This window comes from Marinobacter piscis (assembly GCF_007671655.1).
GTDB lineage: Bacteria > Pseudomonadota > Gammaproteobacteria > Pseudomonadales > Oleiphilaceae > Marinobacter > Marinobacter piscensis.
Genome location: NZ_VCGX01000001.1, coordinates 1,102,277 through 1,126,354, shown reverse-complemented (window position 1 = coordinate 1,126,354; position 24,078 = coordinate 1,102,277). Strand labels below are relative to the sequence as shown.

Here is a 24,078-nt window from a genome sequence, read left to right as displayed (position 1 = left end):
CCCCTCTACCCGGGGCTGATTCCGGACATGCAGCAACGCGTCAGACCCGGGGGGCGTACTCGAGAACGTCAGAGAAAAAGGCTTCTGGCGGTAACCCGGCGGCGACCAGCGAATCCATTAGCGCATACACCATGGTTGGCGAACCACTGGCGTGCACTTCCACGTTATCCCAGTCCACACCCGACGCCAGAACCGCACGCACGAGCTGGTCATGGTGTCCGCTCCACTCACTGTCGTCATCATCGCCAACCACCGGCTGGAATGTAAACCCTGCCCAGTCCTGTTCCCACTGACGGGCCATGGACCGGAGGTACATATCCTCATGGTGGCGCACGCCCCAGAACAGCTTTACCGGCTGCGCAAACTCGGTGCTGCGCAGATACTCCACCAGACTTTTCATCTGCGCAAAGCCGGTACCCGCAGCAATCAGCAACAATGGCTTGTCCGGGACACCGGACATGCAGGCTTTGCCGTGAGGCAGCTGCAGGGTCACAGATTCGCCAGAGGTCAGTGCGTCAATGACTTTCTGGGCCGACCCCCAGGCAGGTGACGTCTGGATATGCAGCTCCAGATGCTGCTCTTTGGGACTGCTGGCAATAGAAAAATAACACGGTTCCGCACCCGGGAGATTAACCGACAGATACTGACCGGCACAAAAGGACACGTCATCCCGCTCTGGCAACTGAAGCTCAACCCGATACACATCGTGATTGATAGAGCGAACATCTACAACATTTGCCTGGAAGGTTCGGGGGAGGCTCTTTCCTGTGGCCATACTGGCGCTTATCTCCGGTTAAAACAGGTCAGGCGCTGCGGCTGTACACACTTCCGCAGTCAGGCGCCGACCAAAGTTGTCTGGTGGTTCTGTCACTCGGGGCGGGCAGGTGAAGTTTCAATACCCAGAGTGTCCCAAAGCTCATCAACCCGCTTTTTTACAGCGTCGGTCATGACAATAGGCTCGCCCCACTCACGGGTGGTTTCGCCGGGCCATTTGTTGGTGGCGTCCATCCCCATCTTGGAACCCAGACTTGAAACAGGGGATGCAAAGTCCAGGTAATCAATCGGCGTGTTCTCAACCAGGGTGGTATCGCGGGCCGGGTCCATCCGGGTCGTTATTGCCCAGATTACATCTTCCCAGTTACGTGCGTTCACATCGTCGTCCGTCACAATCACAAACTTGGTGTACATGAACTGGCGCAAAAATGACCACACGCCCATCATCACACGCTTGGCGTGACCCGGGTACTGTTTTTTCATGGTGACAACGGCGAGGCGATACGAACAGCCTTCCGGAGGCAGGTAAAAATCGGTTATTTCCGGGAACTGTTTTTGCAGAATCGGAATGAACACCTCATTCAGTGCCAGCCCCAGGATTGCCGGCTCATCCGGCGGCCTGCCGGTGTAGGTGCTGTGATACAAGGGGTTCTTACGATGGGTAATACGCTCAACGGTGAACACCGGGAACTCGTCCACTTCGTTGTAATAGCCGGTATGGTCTCCGAACGGACCCTCAGGTGCATGATCGTCTGGGTAAATAAACCCTTCCAGCACAATCTCAGCACTGGCCGGCACCTGCAGGTCGCTGAGGCCACACTGCACCAGCTCGGTACGACTGCCACGCAGCAATCCTGCAAAAGCGTACTCGGATAATGTATCCGGCACCGGGGTTACTGCCCCCAGTATGGTGGCCGGATCGGCGCCCAGCGCCACAGCCACCGGGTAGGGTTTACCCGGGTTGGCTTCCTGGAACTCCTGAAAGTCCAGGGCCCCGCCACGATGACTCAGCCAGCGCATGATCAGACGGTTACGACCAATCACCTGCTGCCGGTAAATCCCCAGATTCTGGCGCTCTTTATGAGGGCCACGGGTAATCACCAGCGGCCATGTAACCAGGGGCCCGGCGTCTGCCGGCCAGCAATGCTGCACCGGAATCTGATACAGGTCTACCTGGTCTTTTTCGAGTACCACATCCTGGCATGGGGCGGACCGGAGCACCTTCGGGCTCATGCGCATCACCTGCCGGAACAGCGGCAGTTTTTCGATGGCGTCCCGGAAGCCCTTGGGCGGGTCCGGCTCCTTCAGGAAGGCCAGCAACTTGCCGATTTCCCGAAGCGCGGTCACGTCGTCCTGCCCCATACCCAGCGCAACCCGTTTGGCTGTACCAAACAGGTTGGCCAGCACCGGCATATCGTAACCTTTAGGGTTTTCAAACAACAACGCCGGACCACCTGCCCGTAATGTACGGTCGCAGATTTCGGTCATTTCCAGATGAGGGTCGACCTCTACCGAGATACGCTTCAGCTCGCCCAGTTTCTCCAACTGGTCAATGAAGTCCCGCAAATCGCTGTATTTCATGGTTCCTCAAAATCCTGAAGGCGCCAGGACGTGGGCTCTTAACGACGTTTCATTGACTGGAAGAACTCGTCGTTGGTCTTGGTGTCTTTCAGCTTGTCCAGCAGGAATTCGATAGCGGCCGTATCGTCGTCCATGGAATGCAGCAGCTTACGCAGTATCCAGATACGCTGGATATCCGCTTCACTCATCAGCAGGTCCTCACGGCGGGTACCGGAACTGCGGATATTAATGGCCGGATACACCCGCTTCTCGGCGATCTTGCGATCAAGATGCACTTCCATGTTGCCTGTGCCCTTGAACTCTTCATAGATCACTTCGTCCATTTTGGAACCTGTGTTCACCAGAGCGGTCGCGAGAATCGTCAGGCTTCCGCCTTCTTCGACGTTACGGGCCGCACCGAAGAACCGCTTGGGCTTTTCCAGGGCATGGGCGTCCACACCACCGGTCAGCACCTTGCCTGATGAAGGTATAACCGTGTTGTAGGCGCGTGCCAGCCGGGTAATGGAGTCCAGCAGGATAATGACGTCTTTTTTGTGCTCGACCAGGCGCTTGGCTTTCTCGATGACCATCTCGGCAACCTGAACGTGACGGGCCGGTGGCTCGTCAAAGGTAGAGGCCACCACTTCGCCACGCACGGTGCGCTGCATTTCAGTGACTTCTTCCGGACGCTCATCAATCAGCAGCACCATGACATGGCACTCCGGATTGTTACGGGTGATCGATTGCGCAATGCTCTGCATGAGCAACGTCTTACCCGCTTTGGGTGGTGATACAATCAAACCACGCTGGCCCTTACCGATAGGTACCACCAGATCCAGGACCCGGGAGGAAAGATCTTCGGTACTGCCGTTCCCTGCTTCCAGCTTCATGCGCTCATCAGGGAACAGGGGAGTCAGGTTCTCAAACAGGATTTTGCTACGGGCATTGTCCGGCTTGTCGAAATTAATCTCCGCAACCTTCAGCAGGGCAAAGTAACGCTCACCGTCTTTCGGCGGACGTATCTTGCCGGCCACTGTGTCACCTGTACGCAGATTGAAGCGACGAATCTGGCTGGGAGAGACATAAATGTCATCCGGCCCGGCGAGGTAGGACGCATCGGCGGAGCGCAGAAAGCCGAAGCCGTCCTGCAGAATCTCCAGTACGCCATCGCCATAGATATCTTCGCCACTTTTTGCATGCTTCTTCAGAATACTGAAGATAACATCCTGTTTGCGCGAACGCGCCAGGTTATCGAGCCCCATCTCTTTTGCGATGTCGAGCAATTCGGGCACGGAGTTCTGCTTGAGTTCAGTAAGGTTCATAAGTTATTAGATTTTCAGGAATGGAAGTAAACGAATCTTGGATTGACAGGGGCGCCCCTGAACGTGGTTTTTCAAATCTTGTCAAAACAGATGCTGGCCAGATGGAGCAACCGGTGCGGATAAAGTCCGGATAATTACAGAAGCCAGTAGAGTGGGTACAACCGTTCGCAGGGCAAGAGCGATAATCTGTCACCTTGCCGGCCAATGTCAAGCCCCCGGGGCAAATTAGCGCATATTTTCAGGGAAAACCTGTCCTAAAGCAGCCGCTCCTCCTCCTGAAGGGTTACTCCCTTCCATTCATATGCTCCGATGGCGATACTGGTAACCTAACTTTCTCTGTGATTTTCGGAGCGCTATTCATGAGCAGTGAACGCACCAGCGAACTCAACCCCCTTAATATTGCCCTTTTGACCATCTCCGATACACGCGGGCCGGATGAAGACTCCTCTGGCCAGTTCCTGGAAGACAGCGTACTGGAGGCGGGGCACAATCTGGTTTCAAGGCGCCTGCTGCCAGACGACGTTTATCTGGTGCGTGCCATTATGTCGTCCTGGATTGCCGAGCCGGATGTTCACGTGGTTATTATCACCGGCGGCACCGGCTTTCACGAGCGTGACAGCACCCCCGAAGCTGTCGCGCCTCTTCTGGACAAGTTTATTGAAGGTTTCGGTGAGGAGTTCCGCCGTCTTTCGGCCTCGGAAATCGGCACGTCCACCATTCAGTCCAGAGCCTTCGGGGGGCTTGCAAACCACACAGCCATTTTCTGCCTGCCAGGTTCTACGGGAGCCTGCCGGACCGGCTGGAACGGTATCCTCAGTACTCAGCTGGATAGCCGTCACGGTCCCTGCAACTTCTCCGCTCTGGTAAGCCGCAAACCCGATCGCGATACTGCACGGCTTCAGCAGACCATCGGCACCCGCGCCGCGCGCTAATTCAGCATTCGGAGAACGATCATGGCAGCCAATCTGACACCGGTTGAAGAAGCAGTCGCCCACCTGCTGACCCAGGCACCGGTGATAACAGAAAGTGAAAGTCTACCGCTAACAGAGTGCCTCGGGCGCACTCTGGCCCAGGATTACCAGGTTCCGGCCGATGTCCCGCCAGCCGATAACAGCGCAGTGGATGGCTATGCCCTGCGCGCTCAGGATTACACAGAAGGCCAATCCTTACCTGTGTCCGACCGCATACCGGCCGGAGCCGCGCCCCGCCCGCTTGAGCCTGGCACTGCGGTTCGTATCTTTACCGGCTCCGAAATCCCGGCCGGTGCCGATACTGTCATCATGCAGGAGCGTGTTGAGGTCACCGATACGGGCATCAGGATTAACACCGATGTAAAGGCCGATCAGAACATACGCCGACAGGGCCAGGACCTGGCTGAAGGCACTCTGGCTCTGGCAAAAGGTACTAAAATACGCTCGCAGGAGATGGGGCTTCTGGCGTCCATGGGCGTAGCCAATGTTGTAGTTACACGGAAAATGCGTGTCGCCGTCTTTTCAACAGGCGACGAACTGGTCGAACCGGGCACCCCTCTTGGCCCCGGACAGATCTATAACACCAACCGGTTTACCCTGCTGGGTCTGCTGGCAGAAGCCGGCTGCGAGGTGGTTCTGTGCGAGACCTTGAAGGACACCCGCTCGGTTACCCGGGAAACCCTGGAAAAGGCGGCCGCGCAGGCTGACCTGATCATCACCAGCGGCGGTGTTTCTGTAGGCGAGGAAGACCACGTCCGGGCCGTCCTTGAGGAGTCCGGCGAACTGTCGCTCTGGCGCATGGCCATCAAACCCGGCAAACCCCTGGCATTCGGAGCCATCAATGGCACGCCTGTCCTGGGCCTGCCCGGAAACCCTGCAGCCGTGCTGGTGACCTTCCTGGTTGTCGGTATGCCCTATATTCGCACCTGCCAGGGACGTTTGCAGGTTCACCCCGTGGGCCAGCAGGTGCCGGCGGGATTTGCGGTCACATCGCCTTCAGTGCGCAGGGAGTTTGTCCGCGCCCGTACGGAGTTGGTTGATGGTAAAACCCTGGTTACGTCCTATTCCAACCAGAGTTCCGGCATGCTGAGTTCTGCCTGCTGGGCCGGAGGGCTGGCGGTCGTCCCGGAGCATGTTACCGTTACTGAAGGCGACCTGTTGACCTACTATCCATTCACTGAGTTATTGACCTGATATGACTGAACAGACTCTGACCGTTCGTTTTTTTGCCCGCCTCCGGGAGGAGCTGGGCACCGAGCAGCTGACTCTACCGGCCGACGGGGAGCAGACTGCTGGTGATCTGCTTGCAGCTCTGGCCAGCCGGGGTGGCCCCTGGGCCCAGTTGCAGGGTGGTCAGCCGGTAATGATTGCCATCAATCAGGCCATGGCAAAACCTGGCTCACCGGTAAAGGCCGGTGATGAGGTGGCCTTTTTCCCACCGGTAACCGGAGGCTAGAAATGATCAGTGTGCAGACAGAGGATTTTGATGCCGCTGCCGAATATGCCGCTCTGCGTGACAGCGGCGCCGGTACCGGGGCAATCGCAACGTTTACCGGCCTGGTGCGGGACAGTGGTGACACTCAGGGTGTGTCCGGGTTGTTTCTGGAGCATTACCCGGGGATGACCGAGCAGATGATTGCCGGGCTGATTGAAGAGGCTTCACGGCGCTGGGATGTGCGTAAGGCGCGGGTAATTCACCGGGTTGGTGAGCTGCTGTTGCAGGAGCAGATTGTATTTGTGGGGGTTTGCAGTGCCCATCGTGCTGATGCGTTTTCGGCCTGTGAGTTTATTATGGATGCGCTGAAGACGTCGGCACCTTTCTGGAAGAAGGAGCTTTCTGAAAGCGGCGAGCATTGGGTGGAGCAGAAGGCTTCGGATGTTGCCCGGGGGGAGGCCTGGAATACGTAATCAGCCTCTCTGGCACTATGCAGGCCGGACTCAGGCGGGGGATTACCTTCCCGAAAAACGCTGTTAATACGTCCTTGTACGCTTGGCTTCGCCATCCATGGCTCCGCACATTTTCGGGAAGGTAATCCCCCGCCTAAGCCCTGGTTTGTGCCAATTTTTTGTAGCTAGTTAGTATTTTAACTCATCAGATCTTCTGGTCGGTTTCTGTTTTTGAAGGCTTCTTCAGCCTCCGGGCAGTCCAGGATTCTCGCGCCTGCGCTTTCGGCGAACACCATGACTCTTCGGTTATCGTCTCGTAGCTGGGTTTCCAGCAGGTTAATCAGTGATACCGGGTATATACCGTGCAGCGGGTGGGATTTTCCCTCGCATTGGGCGATGACGGGGCGTTCAGGCTGTTCGTGCCAGGCGTTCAGCAGGCGCTGGAAGACGTCTGGTTGTATGCCGGGGGTGTCGCAGGGACATACGAGTAAGGCGTCGTAGCCGCGTTTTCTGGCTTCGGTCATGCCCGGGAGTAATCCGGCAAGAGGGCCCTGGCCTTTGAATTCGGGGGCGTCCTGGAGCACATCGCCCAGGCGGCGGTAGTCTTCCAGGGATCGGTTGGCACTGATCAGTAATGGGGTGGCCACGACGCTCAGGGCTTCGGCTACCCAGTGTGCCATGGGACGGTTGCGCCAGTGCATGAGGCCTTTGTCCTGGCCATGCATGCGGGTTCCGGCGCCGCCGGCCAGTAACAGTGCACAGACATGTCTGCAGGTTTCTGTGGCCACTGCCTTATGGGAAATGTCGTCCATTGTGTGTCTCAGGGCGAGGTCTGATTACAAAAAAACCGCCCGGGAGCAAGGCTCAGGGGCGGTTCTTTTTCAGGCAATCAGGATGCAATCAGAGGTTGCTGTCCAGAAATGCCGCGAGCTGGGACTTGGACAGTGCGCCCACTTTGGTCGCGTCCACGTTGCCGTTTTTGAACAGCATCAGTGTCGGGATACCACGAATGTTGAATTTGGGCGGTGTCTGTTCGTTTTCGTCGATGTTGAGCTTGCAGATTTTCAGTTTGCCTTCGTATTCGTCGGCAATTTCTTCGAGCACAGGCGCAATCATCTTGCACGGCCCGCACCATTCTGCCCAGTAATCAACCAGTACGGGGATGTCAGACTGCAGTACATCCTGCTCGAAGGATGCATCGGTTACTTTTACGATATTTGCGCTCATTTCATTTTCCTGATTCATGCACCACAACAGGCCTTCGGCAAAACCGGTACCTGCCTGAACGTGCTGTTGATTGATACTGCTACTTTACGCGATTAATCCTACGTATGTGAAGCAGTAGATCCACCAGCTTGAAACACGCTTCTTCTGACCCGGATCAATTCGGATCGCGTTCCGTGAGTGTAGCTTCCCGGAGCCGACTGACATACCCCCGGGTTTTGGCTTATAGTAGCCTCACGTTTTGACGACAGGATTCCAGACACTGTGACCGCCACTTTATCTCCCCAGAATCAGGCCGCTGCCCCGAGTACGTTAGCCGCCATAGATATGGGCTCGAACAGTTTCCACATGGTTGTAGCCCAGCTGGTGCACGGGGAAATACGTACCATGGAGCGTATGGGCGAAAAAGTACAGCTTGGAGACGGCCTGGACTCAGACAACTGTCTGACTGAGGAGGCTCAGCAAAGGGGCCTGGATTGCCTGCGACGGTTTGCCCAGCGACTCAACGGAACCCCGGCCGAAGGCGTCCAGATTGTAGGCACCAATGCCCTCAGGATGGCGCGCAACGCCAATGAATTCATGGCAAGAGCTGCGGAGGTTCTGGGCTACCCGGTGGAAATTATTGCCGGTCGTGAAGAAGCCCGGGTTATCTATCTGGGGGTTTCTCACACGCTTTCTGATGATTCCGGTCAACGGCTGGTGATCGATATTGGTGGTGGCAGTACCGAGCTGATCATTGGCGAACGCTTTGAGCCCCTGGAGCTGGAGAGTCTGCACATGGGGTGTGTGTCTTTCCGTAACCGCTATTTTGCCGATGGCCGGATTACCCGCAAACAGCTGGATAAAGCGATCACCCATGCCGAGCAGGAGCTGCTGAGCATCCGTAAGCGTTTCCGTTCACTGGGCTGGCAAAGTTCTGTCGGCGCTTCCGGCTCAATCAAGGCCATCAGCAATGTGCTGGCCACTTTGCAGATCACAGACGGTACCATTACCCGCAGCAGCATGGATGAGCTGCGTCGCCGGCTGGTGGCTATGGGCAATGTTGAGAAGCTGGGCGAGCTCGGACTGCGGCCCGAGCGCCGGACTATTTTCCCGGCCGGGTTTGCCATTCTGATGGGGGCATTCCGGTTGCTGAAAATTCAGGAAATGTCCTTTACCGACGGTGCGCTCAGGGAAGGGTTATTGTATGGCATTGCCGGACGTATCCAGCACGAAGATGTCCGGGAGCGCAGCATCTCGGCACTACAGGAAAGGTACCATACAGACAAGAAACAGGGAGCGGCCGTTGAGGCCACAGCTGTGGCAGCGTGGCAACAGGTTGCCCCCGTCTGGGGGCTGGATACTCCGGGCAACGAAGAAGCTTTGCGCTGGGCCAGCCGGCTCCATGAAATAGGTCTTACCATCTCCCACAGCCAATACCATAAACACGGAGCTTACCTGCTGCGCTATTCCGACTTGCCGGGTTTCACGCAGCAGGCGCAGCGCGAGCTGGCCATACTGGTACGGGGACACAGGCGCAAATTCAGTGCCTCTATTTTTGAAGGCATCTACCCGGGCGATTCAAAGCGTCTTAGGTATCTATGCATTCTGCTCCGCCTGGCCGTGCTGATCCAGCACTCCCGCAACCTGGAGCCACCTCCGGATTTCACTCTGCAGGCGGGAGAGAATAATCTGCTGGTGACGTTTCCGGAAGGCTGGTTTGACAAGCGCCCACTCACGCTTGCCGACCTGATGAACGAGCAGGACTATCTCGCCAAACAGAATTTTGTGCTGGAACTGGCCGGAGGCTGACGGGATTCGCTCTACCCCGTCAGCTCCTCTTCCATCACTTCTACCGCTTCACTGACTTCAAGCCACTCGGTCTCAACGTCTTCAAGTTCGGCGTTAGCAGAAGACTGTTTGCTCAGTAGCTCTTTCAGGCGATCCTTTTGTCCGTCTTCGTACAGTTCGGGGACCGAGAGTTCAGATTCCAGGCTACTCAGGGTCTCATTCAGGGACTCCATTTGTTTCTCCAGCAGGGCCTGGCGCTTGCGGTATGGGCTCAGTTTTTTCCGGAGCGCAGCCTCAGCCCGCTTGCGGGCCTTCCGGTCGTCGGCGCTTTCTCCGACGCTGGTATCTGCCGGCGACTTTGATGCAGAATCAGGGGTTGTCCGGGCATCCGCCGTCTGGCGCCTGGGCGCTTCGGTTTCATCTTTACGGCGATCCGCCAGCCAGCGTTCATAGTCTTCAAGATCACCCTGATATTCAGTCACACTGCCATCATTCACCAGCCAGAACTCATCGACCGTATTTCGCAACAAATGCCGGTCGTGGGACACCACCACAATCGCCCCTTCAAAATTCTGCAGCGCCATGGTCAGAGCCTGACGCATTTCCAGGTCAAGGTGGTTGGTTGGCTCATCCAGAAGTAACAGGTTGGGCCTTTGCCAGGCAATAACGGCCAGGGCGACACGGGCTTTCTCGCCACCGGAAAACGAGCGTATCCGGCCCAGGGCATCATCACCGCGGAAATCGAAACCACCCAGAAAATTACGAATACTTTGCTCGGATGCGGTAGGAGATAACCGCTGCAGGTGCAGAAACGGACTGGCATCCAGATCCAGGGACTCCAGCTGGTGTTGCGCAAAGTAGCCTATGGCCAGATGCTCACCACACACACGTTCACCTGATATCAGCGTGCTTGCGGCGCCCGACTCCCCGTCTCCCAGCAAGGCATCCATCAGCGTGGACTTGCCTGCGCCGTTTGGCCCCAGCAGACCGATACGACTGCCCGGCAACAGAGTCAGATTAATATTGTTGAGAATAACCTGCTCGCCATGCCCGGCCTGACCATGGCGAATAGACAGCAATGGGTTAGATACTTTGTCAGCCACTGGAAACTCGAAACTGAAGGGCGAATCTATATGGGCCGGCGCAATCTTTTCCATTCGCTCCAGGGACTTCACCCGGCTCTGAGCCTGACGGGCCTTGGTTGCCTTGGCTTTGAAGCGGTCAATGAACCGCTGTATTTCCGCTATTCGTGCCTGCTGTCGTTCGAAGCCGGCCTGCTGCTGAGCGAGGCGCTCGCTGCGCTGAACTTCAAAGGCAGAGTAATTGCCCGTATACAGGTCCAGTTTGCACCGATCAAAATGCACCACATGCGTGGCCACCCGGTCCATAAAATCCCGGTCGTGGGAGATAAAAAGCAGCGTACCTTCATAACGTCGCAACCAGTTTTCAAGCCACAGACAGGCATCAAGGTCCAGGTGGTTGGTCGGCTCATCAAGTAACAGCAGATCTGACGGCCGCATCAGCGCCTGCGCCAGGTTCAGCCGGATACGCCAGCCACCGGAAAATGCAGACACAGGCCGGTCTGCGTCCCCGTCCTGAAACCCGAGACCCCGCAGCAGTGACTCTGCACGCCTTGCTGCCGACCAGGCTTCATGCACATCCAGCTCGCCGTGTATGTGCGCTACCGCATTATCGTCGCCCCGGGCTTCTGCCTGCACAAGCTCCTGTTCAAGCCGGCGCAGGTCGGTGTCACCATCAAGGACAAAATCCCGTGCACTTTGCTCTGTCGCCCTGACCTCCTGGGCCATATGGGCAATGCGACAGCCTCCGGGAAGTGACACACTGCCCTGCTCTGGCGACAGCTGCCCAAGAAGCAGCTGGAACAGGCTCGACTTACCTGCACCGTTGGCGCCGACGATGGCCATTCGCTGACCAGGCTGCACGGTCAGATTGACGGCGTCTAGTAACCAGTCGCCGCCCCGTTGTAGACTGAGATCTGTTATCGTTAACATGTTTTAATATAATCAGTTTAAAATTTTCAGGGACCGTTTCATACTCATGCCAGGTAACCTGCAAGCCAGCCCGACGTTACCCGTCACCTCTGCTATGGAGTTACCGGGTGATCTGGAAGCTGACAACCCGCTCTGGCGGTTTGCGCTGGAGTTCTGGCGGCTTCCGTCTGTGCAGGAAGCGTCTCTGGCTCTGCAAAATGAAGGCTGGAGCGTAACACGGATTTTGTGCGCGGGCTGGCTTGCACTCAATAACAGAGTTTATACTGGATCCGAGAGCACTAAGGTAACAGAGTGGCGCGGCCGTGTAACCGGCTGCCTGCGGGCCGCCCGCCAGTCATTGCCCAAGGCACAAGCTCCGTACAGCGCTCTGCGTTTAACTCTGGCAGAGCTGGAATTAGAAGCCGAGAAAATCGAGCTGGCGCTGGCCTGGCAAACAATACCGGACCAGAACCCGGAAAAGCACACTATACATACAGAGGATGAGCTGATTCATACCAATCTTGCCGCAGCCGCCCCTGAACAGGGTACCACTGCACATGCCCAGCCCTTTCTTGACCAACTGGGCGCCATTCTTAGCGACTTCAAGCAAAGAGACGCGTCGCCATGATTATGAAATGGCTCATTCGGATCTCATTCCCGGCACTCGGCCTGCTTTTATTGTTGATATTTTTTGGCCTCAATGAACCGGAGCCAACCTCTGAACCGGTTGCAGAGGACACAGAAGCCGAGATTCCTGCGTTTGAGGGACTTGTACCTTCCCCGGTTCCCACAGATGGCCCGGATATTGTTTTCAAATGGCAGGATACGGATGGCAACTGGCATTATGCCGACCAACCGCCAGAACAAGGTCCCTGGAACGCCCTGGCCATAGAGCGGACCGACAGTAACTTGCCGGCTACAGCTAATCCGGGGTCGGACACTGACTGGCAATCCCCTTACAGTGCGCCCTTTTCGCTGAGCCCGGGCACCGGGCGTAATGGAAGCTGAGACCTTATCTACAGTTGTGGCACGCACATCACGTTGTTATCAGCGCCTTAACAGATGTTCAGTGGCATCTGATCCCGGAACCCGTTACCTTTTCCTCCTCAGATAAATACAATGCGTGGGTTGAGACTCACTTGGTACTAACCCTAAGGATGATGATATGAAAAAAACGCTGCTTGCATTGGCGGTAACCGGTCTGGTTGCTGGCTGCTCTACCCCACCCGAGACACCGACGGATCCGGCACTGGACTCCACTGACCAGAAAGTCAGCTACGGCATGGGCCTGGTGCTGGGTGAGCGGATGGGTAACGATCTCCCGGACTTGCAAATGGACCAGTTTCTGCAAGGTATCCAGCATGGCCATGCAGGTGACGAGGACACCACGCGCATGAGTCGCGAAGAAATCCAGCAGGCCCTGATGGAGTACCAGAAGACGCTCCAGCAGAAGCAGGGCAAAGAAATGGAAGAACTGGCACAAAAGAACCAGGAAGCCGGCGAAGCCTTTCTGTCCGAGAACGCCGAGCGCGATGGGGTGCAGACGACAGAGTCTGGCCTGCAGTACGAAGTTCTGCAGGAAGGCTCAGGTGAACAGCCAGCTGCCACGGACACAGTAGAAGTGCATTACACCGGCGAACTGTTGTCTGGCGAAGTTTTCGATAGCTCCCGCGAACGCGGAGAGCCGGTAACGTTCGGCCTGAACCAGGTTATCCCCGGGTGGACTGAAGGGCTTCAGCTGATGAGTGAGGGTGCCCGCTACAAGCTGTATATCCCGTCGGATCTTGCCTATGGCCCGGGAGGCAACCGCGCAATCGGTCCCAACGAAACCCTGATTTTTGATGTGGAACTACTCGCTATCAACCCGGGTGCCGGCGACGACGCCGCCGCCGAATAACCCCGCAAAGCCCCTGCCAGCCTATGGCTGGGGCTTTTTATTACTACCCAGTCCGAAAAGCGTCAGTACCCCGAGCACAATGAGAAGCGCAAAGAAAACGGCACTCCAGCCCGGAATACTCAGACCCAGGAAGCGCCAGACGACAGCAGCACAGTCCCCGGTGCCTTTGAGAGCCGTCATCAGCACTTCGCTCAGCGGAAACACCTCCAGCATATAATCAACAGACGGGCCGCATGCGGGCACCTGATCAGCCGGCAGGCTTTGCAGCCACAGCTGTCGCCCGGCCATCCCCAGCCCTGCCCCAGAGGTGAGTGCCAGCAGTAACCCGTACACTCGCATTCCGGTCTGCCCGGGCCCGTGCAGGGCTGCTACCAGGCTGACAAGGCCCGCCCCCATAAACCCGAACCTTTGTAGCCAGCACAAGGGACATGGTTCCAGTCCTACCACGTACTCCATATAGAAGGCGACACCCAGCAGGCCGGCGCAGACAACAAAAACAAGTGCAAAGAGTGCTCTTCCGTTCACAGGGTTTCCTCAATTTTTAACAAATACGCTTCCTGGACTGCTATTCTCGGGCTAGCCGGCAATTTTGCCACTAAACCCTAAAGTATGACTTACTGCAACCTTATGTCGTTACAATCAAGCATTATTTCCCTTAGCTTCTTGCTGCTGCTTTCATGGCTCCCTGTTACCTGGGCAGAGCAGCCTTCTGACGCTGAAGCTAACGCTGAGCCTCCTTCGGGTATCACGGATTACATTGCCATGGAGCCGCCCTTTGTAACCCACGTCGGCAAACCGGACGGAAAGCTCGCCTACCTTAAAGCAGCGGTCAGCCTGAGAGCTTCTCAAAACACAACTCGTGAAGCTGTGCAGACTCATATGCCAAGGCTGCGCCATGAGCTTGTCATGTTGTTCGGTGAGCAGACAGATACTGACGCCTTGACCACCATGGAGGGCCAGCAGGCTTTGCGGGAAGAAGCAAAGTCGCGATTAAACAACGTACTGGATGAGCAGCAGACTGGCGAGGCTGTTACTGGGGTGCTGTTTACAGAGTTTGTTGTGCAAAAATAAAAACGCTCAGGCTGGAGTCGTTCCAGCCTGAGCACACTGTACCGGTACCTATACCGCAGACCCGGCTATGCATGCTCCGTCAGGAGCGCAGATACTGCTCAAGAAACTCACTGAACGGGAGCGTGTCCGCGGCTTCGATGCGTTTTTGCTCTGCCAGGGACTCCTTGCTGGCAGCGACCAATGCGGCCTCAACACTGGCGTCCATGCCTTCCTCGCGAAGTGTGTTCTGGTGCCTGATGGCCATTTTCATGGTCCAGTCACGGTGGCCAAGGCCGGAAGCCTGCATAGACTCCAGTACCCGCGCCGAGGGTACCAGACGGTCGCCGCTCAGAACCGCCTGTTGGGCTGAAAGCGCCTGCCGGTAGGCATCACTTCCCGTCCAGCTGTCCAGCAAATCCGCCAAAGGCTCCAGCTGATCGAGCAATGCCGTTGCTGCATCACCAATGACGGTGCGCTTACCGGCCTGCCAGATTTCCAACTCCGGATTGCGCCCTTTGGCAACCGTGTCTTTGAAATTATCGTCGAGCCTTTCACACTCGTCATCGTCTATGTGCGGTGCATCGGATAGCAGACAGTCGAGCAGAAACAGGTCAAGAAAATCCACCTGGGCCTCACTGACACCTACCGGCGAAAACGGATCCAGGTCCAGGCAGCGCACTTCCACGTATTCCACACCCCGGGACTCAAGCGCGTGGATCGGCTTCTCGCCGCTTTGAGCGGTGCGTTTGGGGCGAACGGCGCTGTAATACTCATTCTCAATCTGCAGTACGTTGGTGTTAATCTGGATAAACTCACCATCGCGCTGGGTCCCCAGGGCTTCATAGGCGGGCCAGTTGGTGTTAATGGCCCTGTCCAGAGTCTGGGTGTAGGTGCTGAGCTTATTGAAACAGATGTTCAGCGAGGACTGGGCGTTATTATGGTAACCAAGATCGCCCATGCGCAGGGAGGTGGCGTGCTCTCCGAACCAGGTGCGCTCATCCAATCGGCTGAGGTCGTGACGCACACCCTCAACAAAACTGGCGTCCAGAGCCGGCGACGTACCGAACAGGTACATCAGCATCCAGCTCCGGCGCCGGAAGTTACGCACCAGCCAGAAATACTGATCTGATTTAAAGTCTTGCAGGCTTTGCTTATCGCCAAGCACGGCTTGCCACTTCTCCCAGAAGCTGTCCGGTAAAGACAGGTTGTAATGGGTGCCCGCAATACTTTGCATCATGCGTCCGTAGCGCACCGCCAGCCCCTGCCGGTAGACATACTTCATTCGCCCGGAGTTGGAGGTTCCATATTCGGCGATTGGAATACTGGCATCTCCGTTCAGCTCACAGGGCATGCTGGCTGGCCAGAAAACCTCGTCACCCAGGTGCTTTTGAACAAACTTGTGGGTATTGCGCAGGGATTCAAGCATTTCCGAGGTACTGCTACACACAGGTGTAATCAGCTCCAGCAAGGCCTCGGAATAATCCGTGGTTATGGTTGGGTGTGTCAGCGCAGAACCCAATGCTTCCGGATGGGGCGTATGGGCAATAAACCCGTTGCTATCAACGCGCAACCCTTCCTTCTCTACACCTTTCAGAAACCCGCCCCAGTCGCTGGCAGCGAACTGGCGAAATACAGAATGCCGGGACTCGGCCATGATTGACTCCTGCTGCAACCGGCTTTGCCTTATCGGCCTGTGCCGGCTGGTGGATATAGTTGAAACGGTTTAACGTTTACCCTTTTGTGCCGACGCCAGAGCCTGAGCCAGGGCACCGGCCATGGCTCCCTGGCCTGTCTCTTTTTTCCGGGCCCTAGGCGTTGGACCGGCTTTAGCCTTACTCCCCGCCTGGCCTGAGCCTGGCCGCGTGGAGCCGGCCTTCTCACCCGGCTGATCGTCCATACGCATGGACAGCGCAATCCGCTTACGGGGAACGTCCACACTCATGACTTTAACCTTGACGATATCGCCCGCCTTGACCACTTCCCGGGGATCCTTGACGAACGTATTGGAAAGCGCAGATATGTGCACCAGTCCGTCCTGATGCACGCCAATATCAACAAAGGCACCAAAGTTCGTCACGTTGGTCACCGACCCTTCCAGAACCATACCCGGCTCAAGGTCATTGAGCGTTTCAATGCCTTCTTCAAAGCTCGCAAAACGGAATTCCGGCCGCGGGTCCCGGCCTGGCTTTTCAAGCTCAGAGAGGATATCCCGGATGGTTGGTACACCAAACTGATCGGTTACATAGTCTTTTGGGTTGAGGCCACGCAAAAACGCCGCATCGCCAATAATATCATCGACCCGGCGGTTATTCTTTACCGCAATGGCCTCCACTATACCATAAGCCTCCGGATGCACCGATGAGCGGTCCAGCGCATTCTCACCACTGGCTATCCGCAAAAACCCGGCCGATTGCTCAAACGTCCGCTTACCTAACCGGGCTACGCTCAGCAGCTGCTTACGACTGCTGAACATGCCATTCTGGTTACGGTACTCGATGATATTCCGGGCAATGGTCTGATTCAGACCCGACACCCTCGATAAAAGCGGTGCAGATGCGGTATTCAGATCAACACCAACACCGTTCACACAGTCTTCCACGACCGCATCCAGGCTGCGAGACAGCTGCACCTGTGAAACATCGTGCTGGTACTGGCCAACCCCTATGGATTTAGGCTCAATTTTCACCAGTTCCGCCAGCGGATCCTGCAGGCGGCGGGCAATGGAAACAGCCCCCCGAATCGTTACATCCAGATCGGGCAACTCCCTGGAGGCATACTCTGAAGCGGAATAAATGGAAGCCCCCGACTCACTGACCACAATCCGCGCCAGTTTAAGCTCGGGATAACGTTTGCAGAGGTCGGCAACCAGTTTTTCTGTTTCTCTGGAGGCGGTGCCATTGCCTATAGCTACCAGCTCAATACGATGCTCTCGACACCAGGCAGCCAGTTGTTCAATGGAGCTGTCCCACTGATTCCTGGGGGCGTGAGGGTAAATGGCACCATGCCCGGCTACCTGACCGGTCCCGTCAATAACAGCCACTTTAACGCCGGTGCGCAGCCCGGGATCGAGCCCGAGCGTCGGCCGGGGACCGGCGGGCGCCAGTAACAGCAGGTCTTTCAGGTTGGCTGCAAACACGTTGATAGCTTCGGCTTCCGCGGCTTCCCGTACCTGGGCCATCAGATCGGTTTCAATCTGTGTGGACAGTTTTACCCGCCAGGTCCAGCGCACCACTTCTGACAGCCATTTGTCAGCGGCGCGACCGTTATCACGTATGTTGAAGCGGGCAGCAATACGCTGCTCTGCCGGATGCGGCTGGCGACGATCGCTGTCAGCATCGCCCACAACCAGCGCATAGGACAGAATGCCCTCATTGCGGCCGCGCAGTATGGCCAGCGCACGATGCGACGGGACTTTTTTCAGCGGCTCTGTGTGATCAAAGTAATCCCGGAACTTGGCACCTTCGTTCTCCTTCCCTTCAATCACCGTGACTTTTAACTGGCCCTGCTGCCAGATAAAGTCCCGCAGCTCACCCAGCAATTCTGCATCCTCGGCAAAACGTTCCATCAGGATATAACGGGCACCATCCAGAGCGGCTTTGGTATCGGCAATGCCCGCCTCCGCGTTAACGTAGCCTTCGGCGGTGGCCTCCGGTACCAGATCTGGATCCTCAAACAACGCATCAGCCAGTGGCTCAAGGCCAGCCTCCCGGGCAATCTGGCCCTTGGTACGACGCTTGGGCTTGTAAGGCAGGTACAGATCTTCCAGACGGTTCTTGGTATCGGCCTGCTGAATGCTTTGCTGCAGTTCATCGGTCAGCTTGCCCTGCTCCGCAATTGTGTTGAGAATAGTGGTACGACGATCCTCAAGTTCCCGCAGATACCGCAGACGCTCTTCCAGAGTACGCAACTGGCTGTCGTCCAGAGAGCCGGTTACTTCTTTACGGTAACGAGCAATAAAGGGAACGGTGGAGCCTTCGTCCAGCAGGGCGACGGTGGCATTAACCTGTTGCTCACGAATACCGAGCTCATCGGCAATGCGTCTGAAGATACTGTTCATGCAACCTCTGTCTGATGCGTTACGGATAAAGCTGCAAAGGTACAGCGGCAGGGAGTTGCAGGCAAGAGGCCTGTTGTGTGGCGGGCAGGCTGTGCGACCAAAAAGGTGGCACACTGGCAGACTGTTCGCAGCCCGGCTGGTGTAGACTATGGGCTTACCGGGACCGTCTCGTTTCAATCCATTCTGGCAGTGTATCCGTGAATAAACTTAATCCGCGTCAAAATGAAGCTGTGCGCTATACCGGTGGGCCTCTGCTTGTACTGGCCGGTGCTGGCAGTGGTAAAACCAGCGTAATTACCCGAAAAATTGCCTATCTGATTGAACATCAGGGCATTCCGGGGCGCCACATTGCAGCCGTTACCTTCACCAACAAGGCCGCCCGTGAAATGAAAGAGCGGGTTGGCAAAATTGTTGACCGTAAGCTGACCCGCGGGCTGATTGTCTCGACTTTCCACAACCTCGGACTGAACATGATCCGCGAGGAGCACGCCCATCTGGGTTATCACCCCGGTTTTTCGATTTTTGATGCCGAGGATGCCAAGGCCCTGATACGAGATCTGATGCTTCAGGGAGCCAGCGCCGATGCCGGCGATGAGCTCAATGATGTCCAGATGACCATTTCATCATGGAAAAACGCCATGCGCGGGCCGGCTGAGGCCTACAGCAAAGCCGCAGATGAGCGGGAACAGCGTATTGCGATTATCTACAAGCACTACAGTGAATACCTGAAGGCCTATAACGCTGTCGATTTTGACGACCTGATTCTGCTGCCGGTGCTGTTATTCCGGTCCAACCCGGAGGTCCTGACTAAATGGCGGCGGAAAATCCGCTACATGCTGGTGGATGAATACCAGGACACCAACATCTGCCAGTACGAGCTGGTACGCATGCTGGTGGCCGAGCGCGCGGCATTTACCGTTGTCGGCGATGATGATCAGTCGATATACGCCTGGCGGGGCGCTCGCCCGGAAAATCTGGCACAGCTGAAAGAAGACTTTCCCAGCCTGAAAATTGTAAAGCTGGAACAGAACTACCGGTCGACATCACGCATTCTGCGCAGTGCCAATACTGTGATCGCCAATAACCCCCACGTCTTTGAAAAGGCACTCTGGAGCGACCATACCATTGGCGATGAAATCCGCATTGTGCGGTGCCGCAACGAAGACGCGGAAACGGAACGGGTCGCTACCGAAATTCTCGACCTGAAGCTGAAGAAAGGCCTGGCCTTCCGGGACTTTGCTGTGCTGTACCGGGGTAACCACCAGGCGCGTCTGCTGGAGATGAAGCTACAGGGTTATCAGATTCCTTATCATATTTCCGGCGGCCAGTCCTTTTTCTCGAAAAACGAAATCAAGGACGCCATGTCTTATCTGCGCCTGCTGATCAACCCTGATGACGATGCCGCTTTTATGCGGGTCGTTAATGTGCCACGACGGGAAATCGGCCCACGCACGCTTGAGCAGCTCAGCCATTACGCCCGTGCCCGTAATGTCAGCCTGTTCCGGGCGCTGAGTGATATGGGCGCCGAAACCCATGTTACCGAGAAGGGGCTTGGCCGACTGCGGCGCTTTGCCCACTGGGTCGATAATACCTGCGAGCGAGTGCACAGTGAGGACCCGATTCCGGTTATCAAGCAATTATTTACCGATATTGAATACGATGAATGGCTGCACCAGAACTCGGGCACACCCAAGCAGGCGGAACGGCGCATGCAAAATATCTGGTACCTGGTGGAATCAATCCAGCGGATGCTGGACGATGGCAAGGGTACTGCAGACGAGCTGGGCATTGAAGATGCCATTACCAAGCTGATCCTGCGCGATATGATGGAGCAGCGCGAAGAGGAAGACGACAGCGATAAGGTGCAACTGCTGACGCTTCATGCTTCCAAGGGGCTTGAGTTTCCCCATGTGTTCATACTGGGGCTTGAAGAAGAAATCCTGCCGCACAGGTCCAGCATTGAAGAAGGCAATATCGAAGAGGAACGGCGCCTGATGTACGTGGGCATTACCCGCGCCAAAGAAACCCTCACCCTGACCTACGCTGCCCAGCGCAGACAGTATGGGGAAAAAATTGAAACCATTCCCAGCCGGTTCCTGGATGAACTGCCGGAAGATGACCTTCGCTGGGAGGGCACCGGAGACCTGGACGCCGAAGCCAACCACAAAAAAGGCAAGGCAACCCTTAGCGCCCTGCTGGGTGACCTGGGCCTGTAAACAGCAGACCCCGCATAGGGCGGGGTCTGTGTGGTGTGCTCTTTCGGACGTTACTTGCTCTCGGCCACTATATGCTCAACAGCAGCCTCAATCTCTTCATCCGGGCAAGTGGCACACCCACCTTTTGCCGGCATGGCATTAAAGCCATTGATGGCATGGTCCATCAGGGTTTCCATGCCCTGGTCAACGCGAGGAGCCCAGTCATCGGCGTTGCCGATTACCGGTGCGCCAGCAGCACCTGTGGTATGGCAGGCCGTGCACACAGCATCGTAAACCTCACTGCCGGACCTGGCGCTGGAACCGCTATCGGAGCTGGCTGTTTCGGATGCCGCGGCGGCAGCATCACCGCAGTCTTCACCCTGCACGCACACTTCGCCAACCGGCTGGATACGTGCCCGGATTTCATCGTTAACGTTTGCCATAACGGCACTGGCACCAATACCAAAGCCGAGCAATACAACAGCCAGGACTCTCTTCATATTCACAATGCACCTCGCATATGAGCGTTATAATCATTAATCGCCGCATTATAGCGACAGATCCCCGGCAAAAAAACCGGACAACAAAATCATAAATTGATTTCCACCATTTTATTGCTATTTCGTAAGTATGAAGACTCTCGTAAACCTTCCGGTTATCATAGCGTTGCTCACTCCAGAACGTGCAGGATTCTATTCATGAATAACCCCGAAAAACCCTCACCGCACCCACTGCGCAAAGTTCTCCTGATTACGGAGTTCAGCGCTCTGGCCGTGCTGCTGGTTTCAATGGGCTGGTTCTCGAGCCGGGCGGATACAGGCAATAGTATCAATCCGGCGTGGTTACTGATACCTGCGTTTGCAAGCCTGCTGGTGTTCCTGAGCTTTATTGGCCTCATGTACCTGCGGTGGGTCGTTGCTGCCAGCGCGACCAACAGTCTCCGACACAAAATAACCTTTTCGTTACTGGCCATTACACTGGTCAGTGTATGGGTTTATGGCATTACCAGTACTTGGCTCAGCCTCACCACAGGATAAAGAGATCCAGAGATGGAAAAACGTACTTACGCAGGTTTTTTCTTTCCCCGCGTTGCACTGGTTTCACTGTTGTGGCCGACAATGGCCATTGCACAGGAAGCAATATCCACGGAACACCAGCAGCTCGAGTCTCTGGAAGACTGTGCACTGATTGCTGACGGTGTGCAGCGCCTTGCCTGTTATGATGCTTTCAACAACCCGAAAACGGCTCAGGACAATGCATCCGGAGATGAGGTGAAAGCCGCAGAAGGTGCGGCGGAGGCTCTGGCTCCTGAACCGGAACCCACAGCGGATGCGTCCGAAGATGAGAGTTCGGATAAGGATGTGATGAAAACCACTGTGAAACGGTATGCAACCGCCGAAAAGGCGCTGTTTTCGTTTTCTGGTAGTTTTATCAGCCATCGCCCTACGTACATCCTGCCGTTTACCCGGGCGAATGACCCGAACGCCACCCCTTCCAGCCCCCGGCTGGGTACTACAGATTATGACTACGGACTGGAAAAAGAAGAAGCCAAGTATCAGATCAGTTTCAAGGTGCCGTTGCTGACAGGCTGGCTGGATGAGCGCACAACGCTCTGGTTTGGTTATACCCAGCGCTCCTTCTGGCAGGTTTACAACCAGGATGAGTCTGCGCCTTTTCGGGAGACTAACTACGAGCCGGAAGTATTTTTGCGTCACCTGACTAACTGGGACCTGGGGCCGGTCACACTCAGTGGCCTGAAGCTTGGCATTAATCACCAGTCCAACGGGCAGTCGGAGCCTCGCTCACGGAGCTGGAACCGGATTATGGCAAGCGCCACCTTTACCCATGGGCGCTGGCTGTTTGTGGCGGAGCCCTGGTACCGGATTCCGGAGGGCAGTGACAACGACAATGAGGATATTGAGGCCTATCTGGGGCATGCTAACTACAATTTCGTGTATAAGCTTGCAGAAGACCGCACGCTGTCTCTGCGGCTGATGAATAACCTGCGCTCGGATAACCGGACGTCACTGGAGTTTGGTTACAGCTTTCCCCTGGGGGATACCATCAAGGGTTTCTTTCAGTATTACAACGGGTATGGGGAGAGTCTGATTGACTACAATCACCGGATTGAGCGGTTTGGGTTGGGGATTATGCTGAACGACTGGCTTTAATCTCTATCAGGCTTGGTTGTGAGTTGGCGTTGCGGTACCCAAAACTAAAACACGCTCCTTGCGGCACATCCGTGTGACGCTTGGGCTCCGCCATCCCTGGCTCCGCACAGTTTTAGTTTTGGGTACCGCAACGCCAGTCCGACCTTTGACATAACCTGATACAGGTCAGTCTTTCGAGCTGTTTAGCCTCTTCATTTCTGTGAGCAGTTCTTCCGTTTTTGCTTCCATCAACGATATATCTCCACGGGATTCCACGTTCAGGCAAACGACGGGCTCGGTGTTGGACATGCGCAAGTCGTACGCTTTAAAACAGGACACGTCCATGTCGGTGATTACTCCGCCGCAGAGGACTGCAGCTGAATGTAGTTCTGGATGCCCATCTGGCTGATCATTTCCAGCTGGGTTTCCAGCCAGTCGATGTGCTCTTCTTCACTGTCCAGTATGCTGCGGAACACCTGGCGACTGGTGAAGTCCTGAACTTCCTCACAATAGGCAATGGCATCTTTCAGGTCTTTATGGGCGGTATGCTCGAGTTTGAGGTCGCATTCAATCATTTCCTGAACATGCTCGCCTATCAGTAGCTTGTTCAGGTCCTGCAGGTTGGGCAGGCCTTCAAGGAACAGGATCCGCTCAATCAGCTGATCCGCGTGCTTCATCTCATCAATGGATTCTTCATATTCCTTGGCGGCAAGCTTGGTGATGCCCCAGTCCTTGTACATGCGTGAATGCAGAAAATACTGGTTGATGGCCGTCAGCTCGTTGGCAAGAACCTTGTTCAGGAACTGGATGACTTTCTTATCGCCCTTCATTGCGGCTCTCCTCAGGTTAAAATTTTTTGTCACCCATCAGGATAGCGCGTTTAGGGCACATTAAAAAATTGCCGAAAAGAAATAAATGCCCGGTACGTCAGGCAGGGGTGGCCAGCATATTGGCCAATGCCAGGTAATCCGGCGTACGGGTTTCGCGCAGGATGCCACGCGCCATGGAAGCACAGCGCCCGCACTGTGTACCTACGCCCAGTTCTTTCCCGAGCTGGCGCATGGAAGACGTGCCGTTTTCTGCAGCTTCGCGGATGTCCCGGTCAGTGACTCCATGGCAAAGACATACGTACATAAGCAATCTCGCTGTCGATGATAACGTTACTGATAATTATTATCATCAACATCAAAGATTGCAACCCCACTGCATTAATTTTATGCAGTAACGCGC

The 24,078-nt window shown here is 55.9% G+C and carries 25 protein-coding genes; 12 read left to right on the top strand and 13 right to left on the bottom strand.

Annotated features, from left to right (window positions below):
- Positions 1–40 precede the first annotated feature (40 nt).
- The 3 genes from FFI95_RS05150 to rho form a co-directional block, all read right to left on the bottom strand.
- On the bottom strand, positions 41–775 hold the full coding sequence (locus FFI95_RS05150; protein ID WP_144821298.1) for an FAD-binding oxidoreductase: 735 nt from the start codon (positions 773–775) through the stop codon (positions 41–43).
- A gap of 92 nt (positions 776–867) precedes the next feature.
- On the bottom strand, positions 868–2,355 hold the full coding sequence (ubiD, locus tag FFI95_RS05145; RefSeq protein WP_144821297.1) for a 4-hydroxy-3-polyprenylbenzoate decarboxylase: 1,488 nt from the start codon (positions 2,353–2,355) through the stop codon (positions 868–870).
- Between the two features lie 38 nt (positions 2,356–2,393).
- Positions 2,394–3,656 carry a transcription termination factor Rho gene (gene rho / locus FFI95_RS05140; RefSeq protein WP_144821296.1) on the bottom strand — a complete coding sequence of 421 codons (1,263 nt, stop codon included), beginning with the start codon at positions 3,654–3,656 and terminating at the stop codon, positions 2,394–2,396.
- A gap of 359 nt (positions 3,657–4,015) precedes the next feature.
- Here rho and moaB point away from each other — a divergent pair, with 359 nt between their 5' ends.
- The 4 genes from moaB to FFI95_RS05120 are packed head-to-tail and all read left to right on the top strand — an operon-like array spanning position 4,016 to position 6,535.
- On the top strand, positions 4,016–4,588 hold the full coding sequence (gene moaB, locus FFI95_RS05135; RefSeq protein ID WP_144821295.1) for a molybdenum cofactor biosynthesis protein B: 573 nt from the start codon (positions 4,016–4,018) through the stop codon (positions 4,586–4,588).
- Positions 4,589–4,606: 18 nt separating this feature from the next.
- Positions 4,607–5,821, top strand: coding sequence for a molybdopterin molybdotransferase MoeA (locus FFI95_RS05130; RefSeq protein ID WP_144821294.1), 1,215 nt, complete (start codon positions 4,607–4,609; stop codon positions 5,819–5,821).
- 1 nt (position 5,822) lies between these two features.
- Positions 5,823–6,083, top strand: coding sequence for a molybdopterin converting factor subunit 1 (moaD, locus tag FFI95_RS05125; protein ID WP_144821293.1), 261 nt, complete (start codon positions 5,823–5,825; stop codon positions 6,081–6,083).
- A 2-nt stretch (positions 6,084–6,085) separates the two neighbouring features.
- Complete coding sequence (locus FFI95_RS05120; protein WP_144821292.1) at positions 6,086–6,535, top strand: molybdenum cofactor biosynthesis protein MoaE; 450 nt, start codon at positions 6,086–6,088, stop codon at positions 6,533–6,535.
- A gap of 176 nt (positions 6,536–6,711) precedes the next feature.
- Here the strand turns inward: FFI95_RS05120 and mobA are convergent, their stop codons facing one another.
- Together mobA and trxA are read right to left on the bottom strand one after the other, a co-directional pair.
- Positions 6,712–7,326 (bottom strand): molybdenum cofactor guanylyltransferase MobA, encoded by a 615-nt coding sequence (gene mobA / locus FFI95_RS05115; protein WP_144821291.1) that lies wholly within the window; start codon positions 7,324–7,326, stop codon positions 6,712–6,714.
- A gap of 88 nt (positions 7,327–7,414) precedes the next feature.
- Positions 7,415–7,741 (bottom strand): thioredoxin TrxA, encoded by a 327-nt coding sequence (trxA, locus tag FFI95_RS05110; RefSeq protein ID WP_144821290.1) that lies wholly within the window; start codon positions 7,739–7,741, stop codon positions 7,415–7,417.
- Between the two features lie 261 nt (positions 7,742–8,002).
- Here trxA and ppx point away from each other — a divergent pair, with 261 nt between their 5' ends.
- On the top strand, positions 8,003–9,529 hold the full coding sequence (ppx, locus tag FFI95_RS05105; protein WP_144821289.1) for an exopolyphosphatase: 1,527 nt from the start codon (positions 8,003–8,005) through the stop codon (positions 9,527–9,529).
- A gap of 11 nt (positions 9,530–9,540) precedes the next feature.
- On the opposite strand, the gene FFI95_RS05100 is transcribed toward ppx, so the two are convergent.
- Positions 9,541–11,520 carry an ATP-binding cassette domain-containing protein gene (locus FFI95_RS05100; protein ID WP_144821288.1) on the bottom strand — a complete coding sequence of 660 codons (1,980 nt, stop codon included), beginning with the start codon at positions 11,518–11,520 and terminating at the stop codon, positions 9,541–9,543.
- 46 nt (positions 11,521–11,566) lie between these two features.
- Here FFI95_RS05100 and FFI95_RS05095 point away from each other — a divergent pair, with 46 nt between their 5' ends.
- The 3 genes from FFI95_RS05095 (at position 11,567) to bamJ (ending at position 13,396) form a co-directional block, all read left to right on the top strand.
- Complete coding sequence (locus FFI95_RS05095) at positions 11,567–12,127, top strand: DUF2390 domain-containing protein (protein WP_246069396.1); 561 nt, start codon at positions 11,567–11,569, stop codon at positions 12,125–12,127.
- Positions 12,124–12,507 (top strand): DUF4124 domain-containing protein, encoded by a 384-nt coding sequence (locus FFI95_RS05090; RefSeq protein WP_144821287.1) that lies wholly within the window; start codon positions 12,124–12,126, stop codon positions 12,505–12,507. Before FFI95_RS05095 ends, FFI95_RS05090 begins: the two co-directional genes overlap by 4 nt.
- A gap of 157 nt (positions 12,508–12,664) precedes the next feature.
- Positions 12,665–13,396, top strand: coding sequence for a BamJ family beta-barrel-assembly machinery protein (gene bamJ / locus FFI95_RS05085; RefSeq protein ID WP_144821286.1), 732 nt, complete (start codon positions 12,665–12,667; stop codon positions 13,394–13,396).
- 21 nt (positions 13,397–13,417) lie between these two features.
- Here bamJ and FFI95_RS05080 read toward each other — a convergent pair whose 3' ends face one another.
- A complete protein-coding gene (locus FFI95_RS05080; protein ID WP_144821285.1) occupies positions 13,418–13,921 on the bottom strand; it encodes a disulfide bond formation protein B in 504 nt (167 codons plus the stop codon).
- A gap of 102 nt (positions 13,922–14,023) precedes the next feature.
- Here FFI95_RS05080 and FFI95_RS05075 point away from each other — a divergent pair, with 102 nt between their 5' ends.
- A complete protein-coding gene (locus FFI95_RS05075) occupies positions 14,024–14,467 on the top strand; it encodes a flagellar basal body-associated FliL family protein (RefSeq protein WP_144821284.1) in 444 nt (147 codons plus the stop codon).
- 79 nt (positions 14,468–14,546) lie between these two features.
- Here the strand turns inward: FFI95_RS05075 and gshA are convergent, their stop codons facing one another.
- Complete coding sequence (gshA, locus tag FFI95_RS05070; RefSeq protein WP_144821283.1) at positions 14,547–16,100, bottom strand: glutamate--cysteine ligase; 1,554 nt, start codon at positions 16,098–16,100, stop codon at positions 14,547–14,549.
- Between the two features lie 69 nt (positions 16,101–16,169).
- A complete protein-coding gene (locus FFI95_RS05065) occupies positions 16,170–18,503 on the bottom strand; it encodes a Tex family protein (RefSeq protein ID WP_144821282.1) in 2,334 nt (777 codons plus the stop codon).
- A gap of 197 nt (positions 18,504–18,700) precedes the next feature.
- Here FFI95_RS05065 and rep point away from each other — a divergent pair, with 197 nt between their 5' ends.
- Positions 18,701–20,719, top strand: coding sequence for a DNA helicase Rep (gene rep / locus FFI95_RS05060; RefSeq protein ID WP_144821281.1), 2,019 nt, complete (start codon positions 18,701–18,703; stop codon positions 20,717–20,719).
- Positions 20,720–20,769: 50 nt separating this feature from the next.
- Here the strand turns inward: rep and FFI95_RS05055 are convergent, their stop codons facing one another.
- Positions 20,770–21,198, bottom strand: a complete 429-nt coding sequence (locus FFI95_RS05055) for a c-type cytochrome (protein WP_144821280.1) — start codon at positions 21,196–21,198, stop codon at positions 20,770–20,772.
- Positions 21,199–21,396: 198 nt separating this feature from the next.
- On the opposite strand from FFI95_RS05055, the gene FFI95_RS05050 reads away from it, so the two are divergent.
- Both FFI95_RS05050 and FFI95_RS05045 read left to right on the top strand, forming a co-directional pair.
- Complete coding sequence (locus FFI95_RS05050) at positions 21,397–21,735, top strand: hypothetical protein (RefSeq protein WP_144821279.1); 339 nt, start codon at positions 21,397–21,399, stop codon at positions 21,733–21,735.
- Between the two features lie 12 nt (positions 21,736–21,747).
- Complete coding sequence (locus FFI95_RS05045) at positions 21,748–22,869, top strand: phospholipase A (protein ID WP_425463052.1); 1,122 nt, start codon at positions 21,748–21,750, stop codon at positions 22,867–22,869.
- Between the two features lie 165 nt (positions 22,870–23,034).
- Here FFI95_RS05045 and FFI95_RS15360 read toward each other — a convergent pair whose 3' ends face one another.
- From FFI95_RS15360 to FFI95_RS05035, 3 genes are all read right to left on the bottom strand, one after another.
- A complete protein-coding gene (locus FFI95_RS15360) occupies positions 23,035–23,193 on the bottom strand; it encodes a hypothetical protein (protein ID WP_186311972.1) in 159 nt (52 codons plus the stop codon).
- Between the two features lie 8 nt (positions 23,194–23,201).
- Positions 23,202–23,678 (bottom strand): bacterioferritin, encoded by a 477-nt coding sequence (gene bfr / locus FFI95_RS05040; protein WP_144821278.1) that lies wholly within the window; start codon positions 23,676–23,678, stop codon positions 23,202–23,204.
- A 97-nt stretch (positions 23,679–23,775) separates the two neighbouring features.
- Positions 23,776–23,982 carry a bacterioferritin-associated ferredoxin gene (locus FFI95_RS05035; RefSeq protein ID WP_144821277.1) on the bottom strand — a complete coding sequence of 69 codons (207 nt, stop codon included), beginning with the start codon at positions 23,980–23,982 and terminating at the stop codon, positions 23,776–23,778.
- Positions 23,983–24,078: the final 96 nt, after the last annotated feature.

What these genes read in the sequence shown, in the direction of transcription:
- FFI95_RS05150 (WP_144821298.1), bottom strand. Translation starts at nt 775, where the DNA reads ATGGCCACAGGAAAGAGCCTCCCCCGAACCTTCCAGGCAAATGTTGTA.
- ubiD (WP_144821297.1), bottom strand. Translation starts at nt 2,355, where the DNA reads ATGAAATACAGCGATTTGCGGGACTTCATTGACCAGTTGGAGAAACTG.
- rho (WP_144821296.1), bottom strand. Translation starts at nt 3,656, where the DNA reads ATGAACCTTACTGAACTCAAGCAGAACTCCGTGCCCGAATTGCTCGAC.
- moaB (WP_144821295.1), top strand. Translation starts at nt 4,016, where the DNA reads ATGAGCAGTGAACGCACCAGCGAACTCAACCCCCTTAATATTGCCCTT.
- moaD (WP_144821293.1), top strand. Translation starts at nt 5,823, where the DNA reads ATGACTGAACAGACTCTGACCGTTCGTTTTTTTGCCCGCCTCCGGGAG.
- FFI95_RS05120 (WP_144821292.1), top strand. Translation starts at nt 6,086, where the DNA reads ATGATCAGTGTGCAGACAGAGGATTTTGATGCCGCTGCCGAATATGCC.
- mobA (WP_144821291.1), bottom strand. Translation starts at nt 7,326, where the DNA reads ATGGACGACATTTCCCATAAGGCAGTGGCCACAGAAACCTGCAGACAT.
- trxA (WP_144821290.1), bottom strand. Translation starts at nt 7,741, where the DNA reads ATGAGCGCAAATATCGTAAAAGTAACCGATGCATCCTTCGAGCAGGAT.
- FFI95_RS05100 (WP_144821288.1), bottom strand. Translation starts at nt 11,520, where the DNA reads ATGTTAACGATAACAGATCTCAGTCTACAACGGGGCGGCGACTGGTTA.
- FFI95_RS05095 (WP_246069396.1), top strand. Translation starts at nt 11,567, where the DNA reads ATGCCAGGTAACCTGCAAGCCAGCCCGACGTTACCCGTCACCTCTGCT.
- FFI95_RS05090 (WP_144821287.1), top strand. Translation starts at nt 12,124, where the DNA reads ATGATTATGAAATGGCTCATTCGGATCTCATTCCCGGCACTCGGCCTG.
- bamJ (WP_144821286.1), top strand. Translation starts at nt 12,665, where the DNA reads ATGAAAAAAACGCTGCTTGCATTGGCGGTAACCGGTCTGGTTGCTGGC.
- FFI95_RS05075 (WP_144821284.1), top strand. Translation starts at nt 14,024, where the DNA reads ATGTCGTTACAATCAAGCATTATTTCCCTTAGCTTCTTGCTGCTGCTT.
- gshA (WP_144821283.1), bottom strand. Translation starts at nt 16,100, where the DNA reads ATGGCCGAGTCCCGGCATTCTGTATTTCGCCAGTTCGCTGCCAGCGAC.
- FFI95_RS05065 (WP_144821282.1), bottom strand. Translation starts at nt 18,503, where the DNA reads ATGAACAGTATCTTCAGACGCATTGCCGATGAGCTCGGTATTCGTGAG.
- FFI95_RS05055 (WP_144821280.1), bottom strand. Translation starts at nt 21,198, where the DNA reads ATGAAGAGAGTCCTGGCTGTTGTATTGCTCGGCTTTGGTATTGGTGCC.
- FFI95_RS05050 (WP_144821279.1), top strand. Translation starts at nt 21,397, where the DNA reads ATGAATAACCCCGAAAAACCCTCACCGCACCCACTGCGCAAAGTTCTC.
- FFI95_RS05045 (WP_425463052.1), top strand. Translation starts at nt 21,748, where the DNA reads ATGGAAAAACGTACTTACGCAGGTTTTTTCTTTCCCCGCGTTGCACTG.
- FFI95_RS15360 (WP_186311972.1), bottom strand. Translation starts at nt 23,193, where the DNA reads ATGGACGTGTCCTGTTTTAAAGCGTACGACTTGCGCATGTCCAACACC.
- bfr (WP_144821278.1), bottom strand. Translation starts at nt 23,678, where the DNA reads ATGAAGGGCGATAAGAAAGTCATCCAGTTCCTGAACAAGGTTCTTGCC.
- FFI95_RS05035 (WP_144821277.1), bottom strand. Translation starts at nt 23,982, where the DNA reads ATGTACGTATGTCTTTGCCATGGAGTCACTGACCGGGACATCCGCGAA.